The following is a 464-nucleotide window of genomic DNA, read 5'->3' as shown; positions in this document are numbered from 1 at the left end:
AAAACTGAATCGGGCTTCTTTAAATTTGGCTCCTCCAACTGGACTCGAACCAGTGACATACGGATTAACAGTCCGCCGTTCTACCGACTGAACTATGGAGGAATTGCTGTGTTCCTGAGAACGAGATGGATAATAGGGGAGTGAAGAAGAGTTGTAAAGAAGAAAAATAAAAAATAAATTCAATTGGTTAAGTGTTGTTCTACGTGATGATGTTTTGTCATTCTTTGTGATAGAAAGTAGCCATTTTTACAATAATCAATATCCTTGTGACACTACAAAGTCTGGTGACTGGATAAGTGTAGCAAAAGGCAAGTCAGGCAATGGATGAGTATTAAAGATTAAATAGCAAAAAGCCCGATCAGCAAAACTGAATCGGGCTTCTTTAAATTTGGCTCCTCCAACTGGACTCGAACCAGTGACATACGGATTAACAGTCCGCCGTTCTACCGACTGAACTATGGAGG

General features: G+C 40.3%; 1 tRNA gene. It reads right to left on the bottom strand.

The window, feature by feature from the left end:
- Positions 1-26 precede the first annotated feature (26 nt).
- Positions 27-102, bottom strand: a tRNA-Asn gene (locus AACS90_RS05075).
- Positions 103-464 lie beyond the last annotated feature (362 nt).

The sequence above is a fragment of the Xenorhabdus sp. KK7.4 genome, assembly GCF_963876465.1.
Lineage (GTDB): Bacteria > Pseudomonadota > Gammaproteobacteria > Enterobacterales > Enterobacteriaceae > Xenorhabdus > Xenorhabdus stockiae.
Note: the sequence above shows the minus strand (reverse complement) of the source record. Positions and strands in the feature narration are given on the sequence as shown.